The 19,734-nt window shown below is 38.3% G+C and carries 16 protein-coding genes and 1 pseudogene; 10 read left to right on the top strand and 7 right to left on the bottom strand.

What is annotated here, in order from left to right; translation table 11 throughout:
• Positions 1 to 86 precede the first annotated feature (86 nt).
• The gene (gene folE / locus P256_RS00090; RefSeq protein ID WP_171068506.1) at positions 87 to 635 is read left to right on the top strand and encodes a GTP cyclohydrolase I FolE; all 549 of its coding nucleotides are present in this window, start codon (positions 87 to 89) and stop codon (positions 633 to 635) included.
• A gap of 64 nt (positions 636 to 699) precedes the next feature.
• Here the strand turns inward: folE and hemE are convergent, their stop codons facing one another.
• On the bottom strand, positions 700 to 1,770 hold the full coding sequence (gene hemE / locus P256_RS00085; protein ID WP_023271624.1) for a uroporphyrinogen decarboxylase: 1,071 nt from the start codon (positions 1,768 to 1,770) through the stop codon (positions 700 to 702).
• Between the two features lie 181 nt (positions 1,771 to 1,951).
• Between hemE and P256_RS00080 the strand changes: the two genes are divergently transcribed.
• Positions 1,952 to 3,199, top strand: a complete 1,248-nt coding sequence (locus tag P256_RS00080) for a L,D-transpeptidase family protein (RefSeq protein WP_023271623.1) — start codon at positions 1,952 to 1,954, stop codon at positions 3,197 to 3,199.
• Positions 3,200 to 3,276: 77 nt separating this feature from the next.
• Positions 3,277 to 4,062, top strand: a complete 786-nt coding sequence (locus P256_RS00075) for a 5'-nucleotidase, lipoprotein e(P4) family (protein WP_023271622.1) — start codon at positions 3,277 to 3,279, stop codon at positions 4,060 to 4,062.
• 41 nt (positions 4,063 to 4,103) lie between these two features.
• Here the strand turns inward: P256_RS00075 and sohB are convergent, their stop codons facing one another.
• The 6 genes from sohB to P256_RS00040 all read right to left on the bottom strand — a co-directional run bounded on the left by sohB (position 4,104) and on the right by P256_RS00040 (position 14,005).
• On the bottom strand, positions 4,104 to 5,057 hold the full coding sequence (gene sohB / locus P256_RS00070; protein ID WP_023271621.1) for a protease SohB: 954 nt from the start codon (positions 5,055 to 5,057) through the stop codon (positions 4,104 to 4,106).
• A 120-nt stretch (positions 5,058 to 5,177) separates the two neighbouring features.
• On the bottom strand, positions 5,178 to 5,774 hold the full coding sequence (locus tag P256_RS00065) for a glutathione S-transferase family protein (RefSeq protein ID WP_023271620.1): 597 nt from the start codon (positions 5,772 to 5,774) through the stop codon (positions 5,178 to 5,180).
• 73 nt (positions 5,775 to 5,847) lie between these two features.
• Positions 5,848 to 9,681, bottom strand: a complete 3,834-nt coding sequence (purL, locus tag P256_RS00060; protein WP_023271619.1) for a phosphoribosylformylglycinamidine synthase — start codon at positions 9,679 to 9,681, stop codon at positions 5,848 to 5,850.
• Between the two features lie 232 nt (positions 9,682 to 9,913).
• Entirely contained in the window at positions 9,914 to 11,386 is a 1,473-nt protein-coding gene (proP, locus tag P256_RS00050) for a glycine betaine/L-proline transporter ProP (protein WP_023271618.1), read from the bottom strand.
• Positions 11,387 to 11,661: 275 nt separating this feature from the next.
• Positions 11,662 to 13,134, bottom strand: a complete 1,473-nt coding sequence (gene proP / locus P256_RS00045) for a glycine betaine/L-proline transporter ProP (protein WP_023271617.1) — start codon at positions 13,132 to 13,134, stop codon at positions 11,662 to 11,664.
• Between the two features lie 169 nt (positions 13,135 to 13,303).
• Complete coding sequence (locus tag P256_RS00040; protein WP_023271616.1) at positions 13,304 to 14,005, bottom strand: VIT1/CCC1 transporter family protein; 702 nt, start codon at positions 14,003 to 14,005, stop codon at positions 13,304 to 13,306.
• A gap of 194 nt (positions 14,006 to 14,199) precedes the next feature.
• Here P256_RS00040 and P256_RS00035 point away from each other — a divergent pair, with 194 nt between their 5' ends.
• The 7 genes and pseudogenes from P256_RS00035 to P256_RS00005 form a co-directional block, all read left to right on the top strand.
• Positions 14,200 to 15,537, top strand: a complete 1,338-nt coding sequence (locus tag P256_RS00035; protein ID WP_023271615.1) for a deoxyguanosinetriphosphate triphosphohydrolase — start codon at positions 14,200 to 14,202, stop codon at positions 15,535 to 15,537.
• 9 nt (positions 15,538 to 15,546) lie between these two features.
• A complete protein-coding gene (ruvA, locus tag P256_RS13175; RefSeq protein WP_023271614.1) occupies positions 15,547 to 16,155 on the top strand; it encodes a Holliday junction branch migration protein RuvA in 609 nt (202 codons plus the stop codon).
• Between the two features lie 3 nt (positions 16,156 to 16,158).
• Entirely contained in the window at positions 16,159 to 17,169 is a 1,011-nt protein-coding gene (gene ruvB / locus P256_RS13170; protein WP_023271613.1) for a Holliday junction branch migration DNA helicase RuvB, read from the top strand.
• A gap of 575 nt (positions 17,170 to 17,744) precedes the next feature.
• A complete protein-coding gene (gene ybgC / locus P256_RS00020; protein ID WP_023271612.1) occupies positions 17,745 to 18,152 on the top strand; it encodes a tol-pal system-associated acyl-CoA thioesterase in 408 nt (135 codons plus the stop codon).
• A gap of 20 nt (positions 18,153 to 18,172) precedes the next feature.
• On the top strand, positions 18,173 to 18,874 hold the full coding sequence (tolQ, locus tag P256_RS00015) for a protein TolQ (RefSeq protein WP_023271611.1): 702 nt from the start codon (positions 18,173 to 18,175) through the stop codon (positions 18,872 to 18,874).
• Position 18,875: 1 nt separating this feature from the next.
• Positions 18,876 to 19,325 carry a protein TolR gene (gene tolR, locus P256_RS00010; protein ID WP_023271610.1) on the top strand — a complete coding sequence of 150 codons (450 nt, stop codon included), beginning with the start codon at positions 18,876 to 18,878 and terminating at the stop codon, positions 19,323 to 19,325.
• Between the two features lie 11 nt (positions 19,326 to 19,336).
• A pseudogene (locus tag P256_RS00005) lies at positions 19,337 to 19,734 on the top strand (hypothetical protein); the annotation flags it as partial.

Genomic DNA, 19,734 nt, shown 5'->3' with positions numbered 1-19,734 from the left:
CATGAAGATTAAATCTTTTAGAAAGATAATTTTCTGCTACAATACTGCCCTTGCTCAATTTGTGTAAGTGAACACCTGTTATGTCTATGCAGCAATCCTACGAAAATATTCTTGAAGCCGTTGGTGAAGACCTTGAACGTCCAGGTCTCAAAGATACCCCTCTTCGTGCCGCAAAAGCATTTTCGTATTTGACGTCAGGCTACAATAAAACACTCGAAGAAGTTACCAATGACGCGGTTTTCCCATCAGATAACCGTGAAATGGTTTTAGTCAAAAATATTGAATTTTATTCTTTATGTGAACACCATTTACTGCCTTTTTATGGTCGTGTGCATATTGCATACTTACCTGAAGGTCATGTATTAGGTCTCTCAAAGTTTGCACGTATTACTGAAATGTTTGCGCGTCGCTTACAAATTCAAGAAAACCTCACACAACAAATCGCTGAAGCGATTGAGAACATTACAGGTGCACGTGGTGTTGCTGTGGTCATCGACTCTGCACATATGTGTATGATGATGCGTGGTGTTGGTAAACAAAGCTCAACAACCAGAACGGTTTCATTTGTCGGTGAGTTCAAAACAAATACAGAAACTCGTCGTGAGTTTTTAAGTGCTGTTCCTGAAAGCTATTAAAATATGCCTTAGAAACAAAAAAGGATAAGTTTTCACTTATCCTTTTTTAATAACTTCTATTTTATCAAAGATACTTCGCACTATATTCATGTACTGTATCTACAAATATTTTTGGCATATCGGGATTAACCCATTGGGTAATACCATGCCCTAAATTTGCCACATATCCCGTTTTTTCACCATTGGCATAAGCATCGTCAAGCATTGCTTTAACTGCTTTCTCAATAGTCTGATTTGACCCATATAGGGTTGCAGGATCTAAATTACCTTGTAATGCTGCACGACCATTCACAAGTTTACGAGCTTCATCTAAACGTGTTGTCCAATCTAAACCAAAAGCATCTGCCCCCTTATCTAACATGACATCTAGCCACTGACCACCGCCTTTCGTAAATAGAATCACAGGAATACGGCGACCATCTTTTTCACGGGTCAAACCATTCACGATTTTCTTCATGTAATTGAGTGAAAAGTCGATATATTCACGATGTGCTAATGCACCACCCCAACTATCAAAAATTTGAACCGCTTGTGCACCTGCTTCGATTTGTGCATTTAAATAATCAATGACAGCATCTGCCAAATGATCTAGCAATGCATGCAAAAGCTCTGGTGTTTTATAAAGCATTTCTTTAGTAAAACGATAATCCTTACTTGAACCACCTTCAATCATATAAGTTGCAAGTGTCCAAGGGCTACCCGAAAAACCAATTAAAGGCACACTTCCACCCAATGCGGAACGGATTGCCGTAACTGCATTCATGACATAGTCTAAATCTGTATTGACATTAATTTTTGGTAAGTTTTGAATATCTTGTTCTGTACGAATCGTTTTTTTAAATTTTGGTCCCTCACCTGTTTCAAAATACAATCCTAAACCCAATGCATCAGGAACTGTTAAAATATCTGAAAATAAAATTGCTGCATCTAAATCATAACGACGTAATGGCTGTAAAGTCACCTCACAAGCAAACTCAGTATTTCGACATAAAGATAAAAAGTCACCCGCTTTTGCTCGTGTCTCACGATATTCAGGTAAATAACGACCAGCCTGACGCATCATCCAAATAGGTGTTGTATCAACAGATTCACGTAATAATGCACGCAGAAAACGATCATTTTTTAAAGTCGTCATGCCTTTCCCAATCATTTAATTATTTCAATGTATTATAGCAAAAAAGTATCTACATAAGATAACCGAGCCTGCCGATGATGACTATTGAAACTATACATGTACGAAATAATTAATGCACAAAATATTAAATTCTGTAATACTGAGCACGTTTTACAACAATATAATTCTAAGGTTTACCACAATGTTTGTTCGCTCATTACTCGCTGTGAGTTTAAGCTACTTGATGATCAATACTGCTTTTGCCGCTTCTGATGTAGCGCAATCGGCAACGGGCACATCTGAACAAGTTGCTTCAACGCCTGCAGCAACAGATCCAATCGATCCACTGTCTTTAGATAATAAAAGTGCATCTGAGATTATGGCTGGCGCTGCTGATACTTCTGCTTCTGATGTTGTAAGTGCTTCTGAAGCTCAAATTACTACACAAGAACAAAACAACTTAAATGACGTCGCGAAGACTGTTAAAAATATTGATAATACACCTGACAAGTCAACAACAAAATCGGCAACTAAGTTCTCCAAAACGGCATGGACTTTAGAAAACCTCAATAATGTTGAATGGTATAGTCATATTGGCAAAGGTCAATTTCCAATCTACGCACGCGCACAAGTGATGCTCAATAATGCACATGCTTCACCAGGTGCAATTGATGGTTCTAGTGGTAAAAACACCCTAAAAGCGATTGCTTCTTTTCAGCAAATGCATGGCATTCAGCCAACTGGTGTATTAGATGAAGATACATGGAATGCATTGCTTTCCTCTCAAGGAGATAAGCCTGCATATATAGAATACACTATTTCAGAAGATGACTTGAAAGGGCCTTATGCGAAAGAAATTCCGCATGACTATGCACTACAAGCAAAAATGAAAGGTTTATACTATACAAGCGTACCTGAAATGCTTGGTGAAAAATTCCATATGGATGAAGGTTTCTTAAAGCAACTCAATCCAAAAGCGAATTTTAACCAGCTTGGACAAAAAATTATTGTCACAAGTGTTCGCAACAATTTACCTGAAAACATTCACTTAATTGTTGCTCATAAAGGCGCTAAACAACTGTATCTATTTAATGCACAAAACCAAATGGTTGGTTCATTCCCTGCCACTATCGGTAGCTCTGACACACCATCTCCAACAGGTAGTTATAAAGTAGTTGGTGTAACTCCAAACCCTTGGTATAGCTACTCGCCAAGTAACTTTGTTCAAGGCAACAACCTAAAACCTCTTTCTTTACCGCCTGGTCCAAATGCACCTGTAGGTAATATTTGGATTGGATTAAGTAAAAAATCATTTGGTATACATGGTACACCTTATCCATCTTTAGTATCTAAAACAGCCTCACATGGTTGTATTCGTCTCACTAACTGGGATGCGAACGATCTTGGCAGAAAAGTAAAATCAGGTACAATTGTCAAATTCTTGGAATAATTATAGATTATTCTTTAATAAGCTCAGAAGTTTCTGGGCTTATTTTTTATATAAAAACCTGAACTCTGGAGATTTAAGTGTCTATTCGACTTAAAGCAACCAAAAAAATATTACCTTTATTACTTACTGCATTTTTAGGCACAGCAGTACATGCCGCAGAAACACCTGCTGCAAGCAATAATAAATGTGCAGAAATGCAACAATACGTCATGGGGCTAAAATACCAACAGCAATCTGCTGAGATTCATGCGCTACAACTTCAAAGCTATGAGCTTGCAACGCTACGCATTCAACAATATTTACAACAACATCCAAATGCAAAAAATATTGCTGTTGTTACAGATTTAGATGAAACTGTACTCGACAATAGTGCTTTACTTGTACGTGATACAGAACAATGTCATGACTGGAGAACTTGGGACACTTGGAATGACTGGGAAGTAAATGGTCATCCAACACTTATGCCAGGTAGCCTTGCTTTCTTCAACTTCTTAAATGAGCGCGGCATTAAAATTTTCTATGTTTCTGATCGTACACAAGAACATAAAGCATCGACAGTTGCGACATTAAAAGAATTAAAACTACCGCAAGTAAGCATGGATAATGTCTTACTTTATGACTCACCAAAACAACAGCGTCGCGAGAAAATTGCTAAAGATTATAATATTATTATGCTTCTTGGCGATAGTTTACCTGACTTCTCAAGTGACTTTACAAGCAAACAAAGTAAAGCTGAGCGCGAACAAGGTGTTCTCAAGAACCAACACCATTTTGGACATGACTGGATTGTTTTACCAAACTCTAGTTATGGTGCTTGGAGTAAAGATACTTTAAAAGCGTGGGATGAACCACTCAAAAAATAATATTGTTTTAAATAAAAAGCCAGCAACTGCTGGCTTTTTTATTATGCTTTCGGGTCTTTAAACTGCACCAATGACTGACTTGCCTTTGTTGCATATTGCGTCAACTTATCTAGTACTGTTGGTACGACATGATCTGCGATTTGGGCTGCTTGTAGACCTAACTTCTCACCCACTGTTGGTTTACGGCGTGTGCTAATCAAATACACATCATTTTCATGAATTAAGTCTAAAATGACTTGATCTGAAGTATGTAATTGATCTGCTAAGTTTAGCTCTACAGCATCCTCACCATACCAATGCTCACCTGTCGCAACTTGCTCTACATTCAGTTGAGGTCTGTATTTTTCAACAAAGTGTTTAAATAACTGATGTGTCTGCTGCAATTCTTCTTCAAACTTTGCTTTACCTTCATCTGTATTTTCACCAAACATCGTGACCGTACGCTTGTACTGACCAGCTGTATACAGTTCAAAGTCAACATTATGCTCTTTTAGAAGACGGTTAAAGTTTGGTACTTGTGCAACAACACCAATAGAACCTAAAATTGCAAATGGTGCAGCAATCACTTGATTGGCAATACACGCCATCATATAGCCACCACTTGCAGCAACTTTATCAACACAGATCGTTACATAAAAGCCTGCATCTCTTAAACGAACAATTTGTGCTGCTGCGAGACCATACCCATGTACCATACCACCTGGACTTTCTAAACGAATCACCACTTTATCTTTGCTAGCATCCGCTGCTGCAATAATCAGTGTCACTTCTTCACGTAAATTTGCGACAGCGGAAGCCTGAACATCACCTTTAAAGTCAATAATATAGACTTTATCTTTAGACTTTTTACGTGCTTTGGTTGCTTTAACTAAACTGCCTATCGAAAATTTTGTACTACTTCCTTGTGAAGTAAGTTTTTTCTTTTGCTCATTTAAACGTGCATTTAAATGCGTTATATGAATTTCTGCTGGTAATTTAGGCAGTTGGAATAACATACATTCCCCGAATAATTTTATGAATATATTCCATAATATGAGGGCTTTATAAAGAAAATCAATATTTCTCTCTTTGAATGTACGCAACTACTACACTTTGAGCCAATAATAAGTAGCCTACTATTTTATTCTTGGCATAGGTGAAATACCTTGTATTTCTTCAACCTGTTTAATCCAACGCTTTACATATTCATACCCATCTAAGGAAATACCACCCTCATCTGCGACAGCAATATAAGGATAACAAGCCAAATCGGCAATTGTGATTTTATCAAGTGCAAGCCAAGTATACTTTTTCAAATGATTATTTATAAAGGTTAAAATTTTATGTGCACGTGCCTGTGCTTCTTCTAAGCTTGCATCACCATTCAACAACTTAGTTCTTCTTGCTAATGCTGGGCCAAATGCAATTTCACCCGATGCAATAAATAACCACATATGAATTTCTGCTTGTCCTATTATATCCTTTGCGTACCACGTACAGACACGATCATACTTTTGTACGAGATATAACAAGATTGTATTGCTATCACTTAAAACGACTTCATTATCAATGAGTATAGGAATTTGCCCAAGTGGGTTAATCTTCAAAAATTCTGTCGTTATTCGTACTTCATGTGGTGCATCTATTTTTTCGTAATCAAGCTCCAATAATTTCAAGAGCTGCTCTACACGATGTCCGTGTCCTGAAAGCGCAGTGGTATATAGTTTTATCATACTGTTTATACTTTATTGTCGATATAAAAAAAGCATACCCGAAGGTATGCTTTTAGCAAGGTATTCTTAGAAATTAACCAATAAATTTACGTGCATTACGGAACATACGTAACCAAGCACCATCTTTATCCCAAGACTCAGGCGACCAAGAATGCTGTAGTGCACGGAAGTTACGCTCTGGGTGAGGCATCATAATCGTTGCACGACCATCTGTAGATGTTACACCACCAATTGCTTCAGGCGAACCATTTGGATTCATTGGATACTGCTGCGTTGGCTGACCATGGCTATCTACATAACGTAAGATCACTTGATCATTCGCATTTAAATTCGCAATTGTTTGCTCAGGCGCAACTACTCGACCTTCACCATGTGCAACAGCAATTGGTAAAATAGAACCTTCCATATCTTGTAATAATACAGACTTAGATTTTTCTATTTTCACGTTAATGCTACGTGCTTCAAATACTTCACTGGTATTGCGATGGAAACGAGGCCATGCTTCTGCACCCGGAATAAGCGGTGCAAGTTGCGATAACATCTGACAACCATTACAAATACCTAAGCTAAAGGTTTCATTACGGTTAAAGAAACGTTCAAATTGGTCACGCAGTTTTTCATTAAATAAAACAGACTTCGCCCAGCCACCGCCTGCACCAAGTACGTCACCATATGAGAAACCGCCACATGCAACTAGACCTTCAAAGTCTTCTAAGCTAATTCTGCCTGCAAGCAGATCACTCATGTGCACGTCAACTGTATTAAAGCCAACTTTATCAAAAGCTGCTGCCATCTCAATATGACCATTCACGCCTTGTTCACGTAAAATCGCCATATTTGGACGACGTAAGTTCAAGAATGGCGCTTCAACTTCTTCATTTAAATCGAACGTTGGTTCTGCAATTAAGCCTTTATGTGCTTGATCTGCAATTAATGCATATTCCTGATCAGCTGTTTCTGCATTATCACGTAAGCGTTGGATCTGATGAGATACTTCAGACCATGCTTGCTGTAACTCTGTACGGCTCAATATAAGACCATTTACAGTCAATGCATCAGATGTGTTGACTTGACCCACAACTTCAATCGCATCTTTTAATGGAGATTCGGCAATTTCAGTCGCTAAAGCTTTCCAATCAGACGCTTTTAATTGAACTACTGCACCAATTTCTTCAGAGAACAAGCTATCTACAGATAGTGCTTCTAAGTTTACACCTAGACGTGCTGTAAACATCATTTCGCTTACAGTTGCAAGTAAACCACCATCACCAATGTCATGGTAAGCCTGAATCAATCCACGTGTATTCCAGTCTTGGATTAAAGCAAAGAATGCTTTTAGATCATCAAAACTGTCTACATCTGGCGCAGTTGTACCCATTGCTTTATAAACTTGCGCAAGAATCGAACCACCCATACGGTGCTGACCTTTAGAAAGATCAATACGTACAAGTACAGTATCCTCAATCGCTTTAAGCTCAGGTGTTAGCGTTTTACGTACATCATTTACAGGTGCAAATGCAGTAATCACCAATGACATTGGCGATGTTACAGACTTGTCTTCACCCTCATCCTGCCATGTCGTACGCATAGACAATGAGTCTTTACCTACAGGAATCGCAATACCTAACGCAGGGCAAATTTCCATACCAATGGTTTTTACTGCTTCAAATAAGGCTTGATCTTCACCTTCTTGACCTGCAGCAGCCATCCAGTTTGCAGAAAGTTTAATATCTGCTAACTGCTCAATATCTGCCGATGCAATATTGGTAATTGCTTCTGCAACTGCCAAACGTGCCGATGCAGCAGGATTTAACAATGCGACAGGTGGACGCTCACCCATTGCCATCGCTTCACCTGTATAACCTTCTAAACTGGTTGTTGTTACCGCAGCATCTGCTACAGGCACCTGCCAACGACCAACAAGCTGATCTCTTGCAACCATACCTGTAATAGAACGGTCACCAATCGTAATTAGGAACGATTTTGAAGCAACAGTTGGATTTTTTAATACACGGAAAATTGCATCTTTAAGATCAATTTTTGCAGTATCAAAAGCATTACCAACACGTTCAGTCGTTTCGTAACTACGTTGCATACGCGGTGTACCACCAAGCATCACTTGCATTGGCATATCTACCGCATTATTTTCAAATAATGGATCTTCTACAGTTAAATGACGTGCTTCAGTGGCTTCACCCAACACAGCAAATGGACAGCGTTCACGCTCACAAATTGCTTCAAATTCAGCTAAAGAGCTTGGACGAATCGCCAAAACATAACGTTCTTGTGCTTCATTTGACCATATCTCCATTGGAGACATACCCGGCTCTAAAGATGGAATTTTACGTAAGTTTAATACAGCACCTAACTCATGATCATTCACAAGCTCAGGCATTGCATTCGAAACACCACCTGCACCCACATCATGTACAGAAACAATTGGGTTTTCATTTTCTAAACGCCAGCAAGTATCAATAACTTCTTGGCAACGGCGTTCCATTTCTGGGTTTTCACGCTGTACAGAAGCAAAGTCTAAGCTTTCACCCATTGTACCGCTATCTACAGATGATGCAGCACCGCCACCTAGACCAATCAACATCGCAGGGCCACCCAACACAATGAGTAAATCACCCGGTTGGATTGGATCTTTTTCCACATGATCTGGACGGATATTACCGTAACCACCTGCAATCATAATTGGCTTATGGAAACCTTTCACGTCGCCATTTACATTTTGTTCAAAGGTACGGAAATAACCATTTAGGTTGGGACGACCAAATTCATTATTGAATGCAGCACCACCCAGTGGGCCATCAATCATAATTTGCAGTGGTGATGCCATACGAGATGGTTTGCCATACTGCTCTTCCCATGGCTGTTCAAAACCGGGAATATTTAAGTTAGATACAGTAAAGCCTGTTAAACCTGCTTTTGGTTTACCACCACGACCTGTTGCACCTTCATCACGGATTTCACCGCCTGAACCTGTTGCAGCACCTGCAAATGGAGAAATTGCAGTTGGGTGATTATGTGTTTCCACCTTCATTAAAATATGAGCGGCTTGACTCTTATATTTATAGACATGATGACCATTTTCATCCGGTTTCGGATAAAAACGCATGGTGTCATAGCCTACAATTACCGATGCATTATCTTTATATGCAGACAACACATCATTTGGAGATTCTTTATATGTATTTTTAATCATTTTGAACAATGACAATGGTTGTTTTTCACCATCGATTGTCCATTCTGCATTAAATATTTTATGACGGCAGTGCTCTGAGTTTGCTTGAGCAAACATCATTAACTCGATGTCATTTGGATTGCGTTGTAACTGAGTGAACGCTTCCACTAAATAGTCAATTTCTTCTTCAGAAAGTGCAAAACCAAACTCTTGGTTTGCTTGAACAAGTGCAGACTTTCCTTGACCAAGGACATCAATCGTATTTAGTGGTTTTGGCGAAGTTTCGCTAAATAATACATGTGCATCATTTACCTGACTAAATACATTTTCAGTCATACGATCATGTAAAATTGCTTTTACCGCATCGCTTACAGTATTTACACCTTTTAGCGTATACAAAATACCGCGTTCAACACGATGAACAGGCGTATTACAGTTTTTAAAAATATCGACAGCTTTAGACGACCAAGGTGAAATTGTACCCACACGTGGTGTTACTAAAATTTGTACTTCATCACTTGCAGCTTGGTGAAGTTCAAAACTTGAACCATCATTCAATAACTGTTGAGCTGCTTGTAATTCTTGTTCGTTGAGCGCTTGATCAAACAGATAAACCCACTGGCTTTCGATTGATTGAACAGAACTAAGAGACGATAAACGTGATAATAGTTGAGTTTTTTTGAAAGTAGAATGTGCTACCGCACCGGCCACGATAAACATGTTGATTTTGGCTCCACGGGTAAGTCTTAACACCTTACCGCAATGTGACTTTGAGAAGAGCGTCTATAATACTGCTTATTCGTCTATTGAGCTAGTTCAAACAAGCATAATCGAAAAGATATATGAAAAAATTGTTAAAATTAATAAAGATAATCTTAATTTACAACCAAATAAAAACCGACCTCACCTATTTTTAAATGAGATCGGTCAAAATATTTATTTAAAAAATAAACTATTTTAATTCAGGATGCTGACTGACTAACTTCTCACGCTTTTGGCTCAGCTCATCCATTTTTTCATCAATTTTTTGAACTTTTTCTTCAATGTTTTCATGAAAAACTTCTAAAAGCTCTTTCGCTTCTTGATGGTCTTCTGCAATTGGCGCAGTACCATATAATGGCTTATTTGCAGTTTCTTTAAAATAAAATGCAGTGATTAAACCAACAAAACCAAAAACAATAAGATAATAAGCAGGAATCATGAGATTGCCTGTATTTTCTACAAGTGCAGCTGTCACAGTCGGCGTTAAACCTGCAAATACAATTGAGATATTAAATGCAGCAGCAAGTGCAGAATAACGGATATCGGTTGGGAATAATGCAGGAATAGTCGCAGCCATAATACCCAATAACATATTTACAGAAAGCGCCAAAATGAAGAGTCCTGCAAACATTAAAGACTCAACGCCAGATGTCATGAGCATAAATGCAGGATACGACAAGAATATAAGTGAAAGACTACCTGCAAAAATAAATGGACGGCGACCAACCTTATCGCTCAACCAACCAATAAAGAGTTGTAAAAACAGCATGCCAAACATGACACCAATGGTCACCATTTCTCCACGATTACTTGGGTAATGCAAGTTATGCGTAAAGTAACTTGGCAAATACGTCAGTAGCATGTAATAAACAACATCTGTACTTACAACAATACCCACACATACCCAAAGACTGCGTTTGTGTGTGGTAAGTACTTCCCTAAAAGGAATTTTCTTTTCTGCATTTTCAGTTGCTTTTTTATATGCAGGTGTTTCCTCTAATGCATTACGCAAATACATTCCCACTAAACCCAATGGTAAAGAAAGTAGAAATGGAATGCGCCATCCCCATTCAGCAAAGCTATGCTCACCTACCATTGAACTAATAAATGATACTGTGCCCGCACCAATTAAGAAGCCTGCAATTGAGCCAAAGTCTAACCAGCTCGCCATAAATCCACGTTTGCGGTCTGGAGAATATTCTGCAACAAAAATTGCTGCACCTGCATATTCACCACCAACAGATATACCCTGTGCAATTTTTACAATCAGCAATAAAATAGGTGCCCAAATACCAATACTTTCATAGCTTGGGATCAGACCAATACCGCAGGTACTTAACGTCATAATCATGATCGTAATTGCAAGAATATGCTTACGACCATATTTATCACCCAAGAAACCAAAGATAATACCGCCTATAGGACGGAATACGAAAGGAATAGAAAACGCTGCAAGCGTTGCAATAAGCTGAAGGCTTGGAGATGTATTAGGAAAAAAGACTTTTCCTAATACATATGCGACATAGCCATACACACCAAAGTCAAACCATTCAATGGTATTACCTAAAGCGGCTGCTGTAATTGCTTTTTTTGTTTTGGCACTTTCGACAATATTGATATCATCGAGCCCCACTTCATTACTTTTATCAGTTGCTGTTTGCATTAAACACCCTGTATTGAATTAGAAAGATAACTCTTACGTCGCTCAAATCACTTTGTGATAAGCATTAAGCTAATATGTGGGCGCAGACTCTAACACAAAAATACAACAAACCCTAAACCACTCTAAAGAAACAAACTTATTTCATTTAAAATCAAATAATTATATTAAAAATAATATTTTACCAAATATTAAAATACATGCTTTTAGGTATTAAATTAATAGAAAAATGGGCATAAAACTAAAGTTTTATGCCCAAATAATGACATGTAAATTACTTAATTTAAATGGGGGTGCTGTTTCACAAGTTTTGCACGTTTATGACTAAGCTCATCCATCTGAATATCAATTCTTTGAACCTTCTCTTCAATATTCTCATGCAACACATCAAGTAGCTCTATTGCTTCGGCACGATCTTCAGCAATTGGTGCTGTACCATAAAGTGGTTTATTTGCTGTTTCTTTAAAATAAATGGCAGTAACAACACCTATAACACCGAAAGCCATTAAATAATATGCAGGAATCATCAAGTTCCCTGTATATTCAACCAACATTGCTAAAACAGTCGGGGTTAACCCCACAAAAACAATTGAAAGATTATACGATGTTGCCAAGGCAGAATAACGAATTTCAGTTGGAAATAATGCAGGAAGTGTTGCAGCCATAATTCCAAGCAGCATATTCACCGCCAATGCCAAAATCACCATACCCAAAATAATAAGTGATTCAACGCCAGACGTTAGCAGCATAAAAACAGGATATGCGAGTACAATTTGTATGAAGCTACTTGCAAAAATAAATGGACGACGCCCAATTTTGTCACTTAGCCAACCAACCAATAACTGAAAAAATAGCATTAAAACCATTAAGCCAATCGACAGCAGTTCACTTTTTCCACTTGGATAATGCAAATTATGTGTAAGATAACTCGGTAGATAAGTTAAGAGCATATAGTATACAACACCAGTTGTAATGGTTATACCAACACAAACCAATAAACTTCTACGATGATGCGTTATAATTTCTTTAAACGAAATACGTTTTTCTTCACTTTCAGCCGCTTTTTTATACGCAGGCGTTTCTTCTACTGCATGACGTAAATAAAGACCAATTGCGCCTAATGGCAATGCAATTAAAAATGGAATACGCCAACCCCAATCTGCAAAATTCTGCTCGCCAATAATATAACTAATAAGAGAAACTGAACCTGCACCCAAAAGGAAGCCTGCGATTGAACCAAAATCTAGCCAACTTACCAAGAAGCCACGTTTGCGGTCTGGCGAATATTCAGATACAAATGTTGCAGCACCTGAGTACTCCCCACCTGTTGAAACCCCTTGTAGAACTTTTAAAATTAACAATAAAATTGGTGCCCAAATACCAATCGTTGCATACGTCGGTATCAAACCAATGGCCGCCGTACTTAAAGTCATCATAATAATCGTAATTGCGAGAATATGCTTACGACCATATTTATCGCCCAACACACCAAAAATAATGCCACCAAGCGGCCTAAAAATAAATGGTACAGAAAATGTTGCTAATGTTGCTATGAGCTGAAGACTTGGAGATGTATTAGGAAAAAAGACTTTTCCTAATACATATGCGACATAGCCATACACACCAAAGTCAAACCACTCAATGGTATTACCTAAGGCAGCAGCAGTAATTGCTTTTTTGGTCTTTTTCGTCTCAACAATATTAATATCATCAAGTCCTACTTCAGTAGGATGTTCTGTTGCAGTTTTCATAAAAAATATTCTGTATTCTGCTAAAAATACAACTCAAATTCGTTAAAGTGAATAAAACACAAGCGAATGGCTTAAAAATGTATATACAAAATATTAACACATTTTTTGATCAATTTTAAATAAAACTACAGTATCATCCAAATAATTAAATATTTTTCAAAAACTTAGACTAAACAGAAACATTAAATAAAGAACCAATCCAAAATGTAAATGCCATCGCAACAATACCCCACAACATGATGCGGATAGCCCCTTTAATCATGTTACTCCCCCCTGCATAACTTGAAACAATGCCAAGTACACCCAGCGAAACTACACCAACAAGAATAATTCCATATTCAAGGTGATCTCTTGGCAACAATAAGATAGCCAATAATGGACATAAACCACCTAAAGCAAAAGAAATTGCAGATGAAAAAGCTGCAAGAAATGGCTGTGCTGCTGTTTCTTCATTAATACCTATTTCATCTCTTGCATGGGCAGCAAGTGCATTGTGCTCTGTAAGCTGTTTAGCAACTTCAAAAGCCAATTCTTTATCCAAACCACGATGAATATAAATTTTAGTTAATTCCAACAACTCTAAATCAGGCGATAAATCTAAACTCTTGGCTTCCATTCTTAGATCCGCATCTTCAATATCTTGTTGAGATTTCACAGAAATAAATTCACCTGCTGCCATAGAGACCGCCCCTGAAATAACACCTGCAATACACGTAATCAAAAGTGTATTTACTGCTGCCCCACTTGCAGAAATGCCCACAACTAAACTCGTTACGGAAATAATGCCATCATTTGCGCCAAGTACCGCAGCACGCAACCATCCCGAACGCTCTGTATAGTGGTTTTCTTCATGATGAGAATGACGAGACATCTTTCTTGCCCTACTTATAATAATAAATTATCTACTTTATTGTAGCGTGCTTTTTGAATGATCGAAATGCAAACATATCATGTAAAAATTACCATTCAATCACAAATGAAACGACAACCTTTGACGTATGTGACTAGAGAATCGATACTTTTTTTGGCATGATGGATGAAATCCAACAATTGATTCTATGACGAATGAAAGAAATGCGCTGGTTAGAACTACTTTCAGCGACCCGTTTAGGAAGTAAAAAAAATCAAAACGAACTTGGTCGAAGCCCATTCCATAAAGACTATGACCGAATCATATTTTCGCAAAGCTTTAGACAACTGAACCGTAAAACGCAAGTTCACCCACTCACACAACATGACGGTGTACATACTCGACTAACACATTCTTTAGAAGTTTCATGCGTTGGTCGCTCTTTAGGAATGCTAGCTGCCGAAAAAATTAAAGATAATCTACCCTCTTGGATTTCACCTGCTGATCTTGGTGCAATTATTCAAGCAGCTTGTTTAGCACATGACATTGGAAACCCTCCCTTTGGACATGCAGGTGAATATGCGATTCGAGAGTGGTTTGATACGGCAGCTCAAAACAATTTTCTTGATGCACTTTCTCCTGAAGAGTCTGCTGATGTACGACAGTTTGAAGGCAATGCACAAGGTTTACGCCTACTCACTCGGGTAGACCATCATCCCGAAGATGGTGGCATGCGTCTAACTGCTGCGACACTTGGTGCTTATCTAAAATATCCTTGGCTTTCCAAACCGATTCAAGAAAATGAATCTGCACAAAATCGTGCCAAATTTGGTTGTTATCAAAGTGAGAAAAATATTCTTGCTGAAATTGCAAACCGATTAGGACTCATTGAGCTTGGTGAATATCATTATTGTCGCCATCCACTCACTTATCTTTTAGAAGCAGCGGACGATATTTGCTATGCACTGATTGATCTTGAGGATGCAATTAGCTTAAATATTTTAACGTATGAAGAAGTTGAACCTATTTTTATAAAACTGATTGCCGACTACGGCATTCCAAATGAATTGTCTTTACCTTGGACAACATGGCAACAAAAGATTGCTGCGTTACGTGGCCGCGCAATGAAAAGACTTGTAGAAGAAGTAACAAATGCTTTTTCACGTCACCAAACAACAATTCTTATGGGGCAATTGCAAGGGACATTACTACAATACTGCCCAACAGATATTTCAGCCGGTATTGAAGAAGCAAAGAACCTTGCAAGACAAAAGATTTTCGGTCATCGCCAAAAAATTGATTTAGAAGTGATTGCTCACATGAGTTTACAGCATATTTTAGATGCATTTATGCCACTGACTATGCCAAATAAATCGACAAACTATAAAGACCGCAAGCTTATGCTTATGCTAGAACAATCTGGTGTTCATTTTGGGGACAATCATTACCAAAATATTATGCAAGTTCTCGACATTGTTGGTAAATTCTCCGATCATCAGGCATATCATCTTGCACAAATACTACAGGGTCATCGCCCTGCATTTACTTCATAGGAAAACTAAATGATTGGTTGCCTTATTGGTGAGGTCCTCGCATTAGAGGCACCTACCGTGATCTTAAATGTGAATGGAATCGGTTATGAAATAGATACACCGCTTTCTACCTTCTGCCAATTACAAAAGGGTCAAAAAGTTACCTTATGGACACACCTTACCGTGAGAGAAGATGCTCAGCTTCTGTATGGTTTTTTAGATTTACGGGAAAAAACTTTCTTTAGAACATTACTTAAAGTCAATGGTGTTGGCCCTAAAATGGCACTTGGTATACTTTCTACTCTTAGTGCAGATTTACTTATTCAAACCATTGAAAATGATGATATTAACACGCTCGTTAAAGTACCAGGTGTGGGCAAAAAAACAGCTGAGCGTTTACTCATTGAGTTAAGAGATCGTATAAAAGCTTTACAGCAAGATGCGCCCCATCACTCAAATAATACAACGATGCCCTTACAACAGTCGGTCAACTCAGCCGTTGCTGAAGCCGAAGCTGCTCTACTATCTTTAGGTTACAAACCTCAAGAAGCTAAAAAAGTCGTGGCAAGTGTAAAAGATCAACATACAGAAGTTGCAGACATTATTCGTGCTGCACTTAAATCAATGATGAAATCATAAGTTATGCAAGACAGACTCATTAACGGGAATGAAAAACCTGAAGATCAAATTGACCGTGCCATTCGACCTGCCACGTTAAGCGACTATATTGGTCAGCCCATTGTACGTGAGCAAATGGAAATTTTTATTGGTGCTGCACGCGGTCGTGGTGAAGCACTAGACCATACTCTCATTTTTGGCCCTCCCGGTTTGGGAAAAACAACTCTTGCCAATATTATTGCCCGTGAAATGAGTGGAAGTCTAAAATCTACCTCTGGGCCTGTCTTAGAGCGTGCTGGCGATCTTGCTGCTTTACTCACAAATTTAGAGGAAGGTGATGTTTTATTTATTGATGAGATTCACCGCCTCTCACCTGTGATTGAAGAGATACTCTACCCTGCAATGGAAGACTACCAATTAGATATTATGATTGGTGAAGGGCCTGCTGCGCGCTCTATTAAACTTGATTTACCTCCATTTACTCTCGTTGCTGCAACAACACGTGCAGGGTTACTCACCTCGCCACTACGTGATCGTTTTGGTATTGTTCAACGCCTAGAGTTTTATTCAGTTGAAGACCTCACATATATTGTTGAGCGCTCCTCTCGCCTAATGGATGTTGGTATTACAAGCAGCGGTGCGCAAGAAATTGCACGCCGTGCTCGTGGTACACCTCGTATTGCAAACCGTTTACTACGCCGAGTACGCGATTATGCCCAAGTTAAGGGAACAGGCGAAATCACTCAAGAAATGGCTCAACGTGCATTAGATATGTTAAATGTAGATAAATCGGGGTTAGATACTTTAGACCGCCGTTATCTAACCATGCTTTTAGAACGTTTTGATGGTGGCCCTGCAGGTGTAGAAGCACTTGCAGCTGCTATGGCAGAAGACAGCGGTACATTAGAAGATGTTATTGAACCCTATCTTATACAGCAAGGTTATGTAATGCGTACCGCTCGTGGGCGAATTGCTACAACACAATCTTATTTGCAATTTGGTCTTACACCTCCTGAAGACCCAAAATCATCCTAAATTTAAAATCATACCGTTATGACTATTGTTCATGGCGGTATTAAACTTTCAAAAAACTTCCTAGAGAGGTTTATTTAAAGATCGGATTTTCATTCCCATTTCTCAGATAAATAAATATGACTTTGAGTCAATTGAAATTTTAAATGACTACGTATACACAACCTAAAAGCATCTAACTTTTTTGTTATTGCATAATCTAAGAAAGTAACTGCCATTTATTAATCATATTTATAAATATTTTTGTAAAATTTATATATCTCATATTTTTGAACAGAAACCCCAAACATCATTATTACAACCAAGGAAAGTGACTAGACATCATCTCATCATCAATAGATATTGATATCTTGTGCCATGTTCCACTCAATGGATTCTGTTAAAATTCCCCACCAATAAAGTATATACATATGTATCTTTTATTCGCCAGACTACATATATAACCCCACATGCTTTCTGCTTCAGCCGACAAGATTAAAATACTGGCAATACAAGCAGGGACATTTCGCTAACCAACTATATTTATTTGAATTATTTTTCAAATACTTAATCTAAATCTGCTGTATAGGGAACTTTTCATGGCTAGCCATTTTGAATTTAAAATTCGTGTTTATATTGAAGATACAGATGCAGGCGGTATTGTTTATCATGCAAATCATATTCGATATATGGAAAGAACACGCACAGAATGGTTACGTGCATCTGGCATAGATCATTATTGGCACCAGAAAGACTATAATTTTGTTGTACGTGGAATTAGTCTAAAATATTTACGCCCAATTTTAATGGACGACCTCATTACTGTAACTGCTCGTGTTATTTCTTGTAAAGCCGCATCTTTTATATTGCAACAGAATATTTATCGTGGTGAAATCTTGCTTGCAACGGGTGAAGTTGAGTTGGCATGCTTAAATGCAAATATGCTGCCACGTCGACTCCCTGAAGAAATTAGTTCATTGCTTAAAAAAGAAATGGAACAAAATTAGGCACCAATGGCTTTTTAGATATGACCACTCAAAACGTAGAAACAACACTGCATATAACCAATTTAATTTCACAAGCAAGTCCTGTTGTACAACTGGTCATGCTTTTACTTTTTCTTGCCTCAATATATAGTTGGTATGTTATTGCTAAACTATCTATGGGCTTTAAAAAAGCGACGCGTCAGGATGACCACTTCCAAAAAATGTTTTGGTCAGGCGCAGAAACAAATACGCTTTATAATAATGCACAGCTCAACTCAGAACGCCGTGGATTAGAAGATATTTTTTATGAAGGCTACTCAGAGTATTTAAAACTTAAAAAACGTCAGGCATCAATCCAACAAAAAATAGATGGTACAGAAAGAATTCTACGTGTCGGTTTAAGTCGTGACCAAGGTACGCTTGAGTCGGGTTTAAATGGTCTAGCAAGTATTGGTTCTGTTGCGCCATATGTTGGTCTATTTGGTACAGTTTGGGGCATCATGAATGCTTTTATTGGGCTTGCAGGTGTTGAGCAAGTTACATTAGCAACCGTTGCACCGGGTATTGCTGAGGCACTGATTGCAACAGCAATTGGTTTATTTGCTGCGATTCCTGCTGTACTCGCTTTCAACCACTTTACTGCAAAAAGTGAAGCTGTTTACTCAGACCGTGCATTATTTGCTGAAGAAATGGTTGCATTACTACAACGTCAATCTATGGGCTCTTCTCAGGAGTCTGAATAAAATGGCAATACAGCGTAGTGGGCGTTTTGGACGCATCAAAAAGCCGTTAAAAAGCGATATGAATGTAGTGCCATATATTGATGTAATGCTCGTTTTACTCGTGATTTTTATGGTAACTGCGCCAATGATCTCTAGCAGTTTAAAGGTTGATCTTCCTAAAGCAAAAAGCTCACCATTTCAGTCTAAAGATACGCCTGCAATTGTTACCTTAGATGCAAGCGGTAACTACTTACTCCGTTATCATGAACATAAAGATGAAAAGATGTCTTTAGATGAACTAAAGCAAACATTGTCTGAAGCACAACAGCATGCTCAAGATAACCAGCAAGAACTTAGTGTACTCATTAATGGTACACAGTCTCGACCTTATGGTGAAGTTGTTGTTCTTATGGCAAATTTACAAGATGCAGGCTTGACTCAAGTTGGCCTACTTACCGACCCTGCTAAGTAATCTAAAGTAATATGAAAAAATTTGATAAACAGCCATTTGATCAGCAAAAAGCTAAAGCAATCGGATTTACACTTGGTGTACATGCGGTTGCTCTTATTGCTCTGCTCTATTTTGGTACAACACCACCACCTAAACCTAAAAAAGAATTAACAACATATTTAGTCAGCGCTGATCAGATTGCAGACACTAGTAATAATAAAGAGAGCCAACCCTCTCCACAGGCTCAACCTACACCACTACCTGAATCAAAACCCAATACGCCACCGTTGCCACAGCCTAATTTGAACCAACTTCTCGCTGCTGAACAAGTTAAAGAAAAAGCAGCTGAGGCTAAACAGCAAGCGCTCAAAGCTGATGCTGAGGCCAAACAGAAAGCGGCTGAAGCTAAACAGCAAGAAGCATTAGAAGC

The sequence above is a fragment of the Acinetobacter nectaris CIP 110549 genome (assembly GCF_000488215.1).
Classification (GTDB): domain Bacteria; phylum Pseudomonadota; class Gammaproteobacteria; order Pseudomonadales; family Moraxellaceae; genus Acinetobacter; species Acinetobacter nectaris.
This window is presented reverse-complemented; position numbering and strand designations above follow the sequence as displayed.

Coding starts and splice junctions, on each gene's coding strand:
- P256_RS00040 (WP_023271616.1), bottom strand. CDS start 14,005: ATGTCTCGTCATTCTCATCATGAAGAAAACCACTATACAGAGCGTTCG.
- proP (WP_023271617.1), bottom strand. CDS start 13,134: ATGAAAACTGCAACAGAACATCCTACTGAAGTAGGACTTGATGATATT.
- tolQ (WP_023271611.1), top strand. CDS start 18,173: ATGACCACTCAAAACGTAGAAACAACACTGCATATAACCAATTTAATT.
- sohB (WP_023271621.1), bottom strand. CDS start 5,057: ATGTTATTCCAACTGCCTAAATTACCAGCAGAAATTCATATAACGCAT.
- proP (WP_023271618.1), bottom strand. CDS start 11,386: ATGCAAACAGCAACTGATAAAAGTAATGAAGTGGGGCTCGATGATATC.
- ybgC (WP_023271612.1), top strand. CDS start 17,745: ATGGCTAGCCATTTTGAATTTAAAATTCGTGTTTATATTGAAGATACA.
- hemE (WP_023271624.1), bottom strand. CDS start 1,770: ATGACGACTTTAAAAAATGATCGTTTTCTGCGTGCATTATTACGTGAA.
- ruvB (WP_023271613.1), top strand. CDS start 16,159: ATGCAAGACAGACTCATTAACGGGAATGAAAAACCTGAAGATCAAATT.
- tolR (WP_023271610.1), top strand. CDS start 18,876: ATGGCAATACAGCGTAGTGGGCGTTTTGGACGCATCAAAAAGCCGTTA.
- ruvA (WP_023271614.1), top strand. CDS start 15,547: ATGATTGGTTGCCTTATTGGTGAGGTCCTCGCATTAGAGGCACCTACC.
- P256_RS00065 (WP_023271620.1), bottom strand. CDS start 5,774: ATGATAAAACTATATACCACTGCGCTTTCAGGACACGGACATCGTGTA.
- P256_RS00080 (WP_023271623.1), top strand. CDS start 1,952: ATGTTTGTTCGCTCATTACTCGCTGTGAGTTTAAGCTACTTGATGATC.
- P256_RS00035 (WP_023271615.1), top strand. CDS start 14,200: ATGAAAGAAATGCGCTGGTTAGAACTACTTTCAGCGACCCGTTTAGGA.
- folE (WP_171068506.1), top strand. CDS start 87: ATGCAGCAATCCTACGAAAATATTCTTGAAGCCGTTGGTGAAGACCTT.
- purL (WP_023271619.1), bottom strand. CDS start 9,681: ATGTTTATCGTGGCCGGTGCGGTAGCACATTCTACTTTCAAAAAAACT.